This is a genomic window from bacterium (assembly GCA_023228325.1).
In the GTDB taxonomy this organism is placed as follows: domain Bacteria; phylum Auribacterota; class UBA6266; order UBA6266; family UBA6266; genus UBA6266.
Window position 1 is genome coordinate 1 of record JALOBK010000007.1, and the last position, 4,205, is coordinate 4,205.

A 4,205-nucleotide genomic window follows, 5' to 3' on the forward strand; every position below is an offset into this window, starting at 1 on the left:
AATGGTCATCTGAAAAGGTTTTAGAATTTTTTGATAGTTATGCTCCACGTTTGGATAAATTATATGAAAGTTCAAAGATTCAATACGAACCAGATACTAAAAAAATAAAGGATCTTTTGATATGGTGTTTGGAAGAATATTATGGTGATTTAAGACTAACAAAAAATTCTAATATTGCTGATATTCTAAATAAAATTCAGGATAAGTTATCAGAGACTATGAAAATTGTTAGCTACTACAAGGAGTGATTATGTTTCTAGAAATTATTTCTAATGCTTTTATAAATAGTGGTTATGAATTATTTATAGTTGGTGGATGTGTTAGAAATGAATTATTAGGAATTAAACCAAAAGATTATGATTTAACTACTGATGCGACACCAGAGGAAATAAAAAATATTTTTACGTCTGAATTTATGAATAATAATTCTTGCAGAGTTAAAATATATGACACTGGGATAGAGCATTTGACATTGACATTGGTAATATATGATTGCATTCATAAAGAGACGTTTGAAATAACAACGTATAGAGTCGATGAAAAATGTGATGGTAGACATGCAGTTGTCTCCAGAGCAAAAAGTTTAAAAGATGATTGTTCCAGAAGAGATTTTACAATAAATGGAATTGCCAAAAATCCATTAACTGGGGAGATAATAGATTTCTTTGGTGGGATTGATGATCTTAATAAAAGAATTATACGTGCAATCGGAGATTCTGAAAAAAGATTAAAAGAAGATTGGTTGAGAATGCTAAGAGCAATTAGATTTTCATCTAACTTGGGATTTGAAATTGATCCAGCATTGAAAATAGAAATTACAAAACATTCAGATAAAATATTAAAAATTTCAAAAGAAAGAATTAGAGATGAATGGTTTAAGATATTATCTAGCCCAGTTGAGAATATTAGAAAAACTATGTTTCTTTTGGAAATTACTGGTTTAATGAAAAATATTCTACCAGTTGTAACTTCGATGAGAAATTTTTCTCAGACTGGAAAACATCATAAGAAAGATTTATATGATCACTGTATTGATGTTTTAATTTCTACGGCTAGACTCACACCGGACCCAATTATTAGATTTTCTGCTTTAATTCATGATATAGGAAAATTAATAACTAGAAGTGGATGCGAAGGAAGTTATCGTTTTAAGGAACATAATTATTATGGAATGGTTTTATCGGAAACGATTTGCAGGGATCTTAAATTAAAATTAGAAGAAATAAATCTTGTTAAATATCTTATTGAGCATCATCTGGAAATCAAAGATTTATATGTTGCATGTAAAAATAAATTTAATAAAAAACTTGTTTCTAGATTTATTGTAAAACACAAAGATTATTTAAAAGAATTATTGCTGTTGGGAAAGGCAGATATAGAACTCAATGAGAGAATTGTAATTTTCATAGAAGGAATTGAGGAATTCTATACGGATTATACAAGCGAAAATAGGAATGAAATTAAAAGTATTCTTAAAGGAAAAGAAATCATGGAAATCTGCAAAAATGCAAATAGTGGAAAATGGATTGGTGAAATCAAAAATCTACTGATAGAAAAACAAATAGAGGGTGTTATTAAAAATAGGGAAGAAGCCATTTCATTTGTCAAGTGTAATTTCAAAGTAGGAAGTGATTCATGTTAATAAATGAAGATCTTATTATAGATCAAAATAATTTACAAATAATGGAATTTAAGGTACTGAAAAGAGATGGGCATGACTTTATTCAACTATATAAAAATTTTTATAGAAGCGCTGTATTAAAAGAAAAAGTTTATTTGGAATTGAGTGATGTGTGTTTGGATTTGTATTTAGATAAAGAATGGGTATTGTTTAAATCTAAAAAAGATTTTGATAAAAAAGTTGAAAAATTGAAATATGAGATTCCACGCGGAATCAGATATTTTGATATTGACAAAAAAATATCTAAAGATTTTTTGAGATCACACAATGAATGTATTTTTGTATATGGTGATAATTTAATACGAAAAGGAACTGCAGGAGCAGCGGAATTTAGAAATGAAATAAATTCATATGGTGTAATCACAAAAAAATATCCATCAATGGATGATAAATCTTTTTATAGACCAGAAGAATATGTAGAAGTATTTAAAAAAGAATTAAATTTATTAATAGATAAAATGATATGTGAATATAATAAAATATTTTTAATTTCTAAAATTGGAGCAGGATTAGCAAATAGATATAATATATTTGAATATCTAATAATACATGGATTGTCGGATGAAATAATAAATAGAAAAATGATTAATAATTGTATATTTTTATTTAATATTGACGATGAAATACAGAAGGCCGATATTTTTATGAGAAAAATTAATTTGAAAAATAAAGAAAAATCATCGAGAATATCATTAGCTTATTCTGATGGAAATAATAGCTGGTTATTTAATAGAAATGTTAATGAAGAGTATAATGAAGATGAATATGATAGCGAAGACGATGAAGATGATGATAGAGAAGATGATGAAGATGAAGGTGATCCGAGTTTCTAAAAAAATAGGGAGCATAAAATGGATATTATCCAAAATGAAATTTTAATCAGGGATAAGTTTTTAAGGTATCCAGAGATTAAGGAAATTGATACTGGTTTTATAAATGAAATTAAGGAATCATCGGGGTTTGAAAAAGAATGGATTGCAACTGAAAAAATAAGAGGAATTCATATTTCGCTTGTTGCAGATAAAAATCAGGTAAAAATAGCAAATAAAATTAATATTTGCCATGACAGTATTTTTGATCATTTAGTTCTTAATTCAGTTTCCTGTTATTTTGAAGCAATAAAAAAATATTGTTCTGATAATAAAATATCGATGCAAATATATGGTGTGTTTTTCGGAGGATATTATAATAATAATTTTTCAGTTATAGAACACACTCCTATGGATACTCTGATAACTTATTCTATGAATCATCACTGGTGGGCATATGATATTAAAATAAATTCAGAATTTGTTTCATGGGAAAAATTAGCAGAATTAACAACGTTGTTTGGGATTTCTTGTGTTCCTGTATTAAGAAAATCAAATCTTTCTGAAATAATAAAATTAAGTCCAGAGAAATATTTATCAATGGTTTCATATATATTACACAACGCAGTGATAGAAAATAATTATGTGGAAGGATTTGTAATAAGAAGTTCTGATGTGGAAAAAACTCAGAAAGGTAATAGGATGATGTTTAAAAATATTAGACATATAATGAGAAGAATCGAAAAAAGAAAATTCTCTTCAAATTCGGATACGAAAGGAAATAACGTGAATACTTTGGATAATTTCTATAAAATATGTGATAAATATATGTCCGATCAAAGATTCATTTCTATTTTTACAACAATTGGAAAACCAAAATCTAAAAAAGATTTGGGATCATATTTATCTACATATTGCAAAAGTTTATATGACGAAATGTCCAAGGAAAATATAAAACCCAATTATATAAAAACAATACAGAAAATTTCAGTTTATAGACTGAAAAGTGATTTTTATGGAATGTTGGCAGATATGTGTGTAGATGGAATTGAACGAAAAACCTATCAAGATGAATATGATAGAAATTTTAGTATGTATATTGATGAATATGGAAATGCTGTTATGGATGCTTTCAAAATAGACGATGACAAAACTAAAAATGTGGAAAGTGCTTCTAAACCAGAACAAAAAACGGAAGATATTAAACCGGTAAATAATAACGAAACCACAAAGGAAATTGCTCCTCAATTTAAAAATAATCCATACTATTACGGATATGATGTTGATGATTATGATGACTATTCCCCAACACATTATTCCCCCGCTTCTGACACCACCATTCATTTCATAGCATGCAAAGACGTGGATGAGAAGGATCTTCTGGTCCCATCATATAAGGAAAAGAAAGCACCAGGGTTTGGATTTTATACAATAGAAGACATGATTATAAATCCGGATGAAGTGAAAATGATTAGAAGCGGTTGGAGATGCAAAATAGAAGAAGAATACATACTTTATTTTGAAGCAAGAAATTCTTTAGATTCAAATAAAGATATTCATGTATTAACGAAGCCAAATATAGTTACCAGTGATTATGAAGATGAATTAAAATTTGTGGTGTGGAATAATAGTAAAGAATCCATTAATATTCCAAAAAATACTATGATAGTCTATGGAATATTATGTAAAACTGAAAAGGTATATATTGATGTTGT

General features: G+C 27.3%; 4 protein-coding genes. All 4 read left to right on the plus strand.

Features of this window, described 5'->3' with window-relative positions:
- Positions 1-248 (plus strand): hypothetical protein (locus M0R36_10265; protein ID MCK9556181.1); only part of this gene is annotated, 248 nt, incomplete at its 5' end.
- Positions 249-250: 2 nt separating this feature from the next.
- Positions 251-1,642, plus strand: a complete 1,392-nt coding sequence (locus tag M0R36_10270) for a CCA tRNA nucleotidyltransferase (protein ID MCK9556182.1) — start codon at positions 251-253, stop codon at positions 1,640-1,642.
- Positions 1,636-2,514: a hypothetical protein gene (locus M0R36_10275; GenBank protein ID MCK9556183.1), complete on the plus strand. Its 879-nt coding sequence runs from the start codon at positions 1,636-1,638 to the stop codon at positions 2,512-2,514. The genes M0R36_10270 and M0R36_10275 overlap by 7 nt, the downstream gene beginning before the upstream one ends.
- Positions 2,515-2,532: 18 nt before the next feature.
- A partial coding sequence (locus M0R36_10280; protein ID MCK9556184.1) for a hypothetical protein occupies positions 2,533-4,205 on the plus strand: 1,673 nt, incomplete at its 3' end.

Coding starts and splice junctions, on each gene's coding strand:
- M0R36_10270 (MCK9556182.1), top strand. CDS start 251: ATGTTTCTAGAAATTATTTCTAATGCTTTTATAAATAGTGGTTATGAA.
- M0R36_10275 (MCK9556183.1), top strand. CDS start 1,636: ATGTTAATAAATGAAGATCTTATTATAGATCAAAATAATTTACAAATA.